At 47.3% G+C, this 491-nt stretch carries 1 pseudogene; it reads left to right on the forward strand.

Going from position 1 to position 491, the window contains the following annotated elements:
• Positions 1-69: 69 nt before the first annotated feature.
• Positions 70-396 (forward strand): annotated as a pseudogene (locus BEB54_RS29100) (hypothetical protein); the annotation flags it as partial.
• Positions 397-491: the final 95 nt, after the last annotated feature.

The raw sequence follows: 491 nt of genomic DNA on the forward strand, positions 1-491 counted from the left end.
TAAAAACGGTTCTGTGAAAGTGACACGAACCGATCTCCATCGATGTTACTCACCGATCTCCTTCACGGTAATACGCAACAGGTACAGTTTTTACTGGAAAGTAATCCCAGACGGAACAGAGCGAAGTTTACGCAGGTCTCCTTCCAGGCCCCCAGGATTCAGCATAAAGCGATTCTTCTTGATGAGCTGAAAAGTGCCCGGGAGCAACAAAAAAGGCGTGATGAACGTGCTGATGGTTCCGTCCCTCTGAAACTGTCCGGAAAAATCCACAAACAGCTTGAAAGTATTGCCCGAAGTCGTGGTGTCCTCCCAAAAAAACTGCTGAATGAAATGATTGAGCAGGCGTACCATGATTTGGTGGCAACCAGGCAGAACAGCCAAATCGATTCCAGATAATTTCAGACAGATATTATTTCCGTGAATCCCCCGCCACCTTTCCGGTGCGCGGGGTTTTGTCTTTTTTCACCGGGAATACATGTATGAATCCGTCT

This window comes from Escherichia sp. MOD1-EC6021 (genome assembly GCF_002965245.1).
GTDB classification, from domain to species: domain Bacteria; phylum Pseudomonadota; class Gammaproteobacteria; order Enterobacterales; family Enterobacteriaceae; genus Escherichia; species Escherichia coli_F.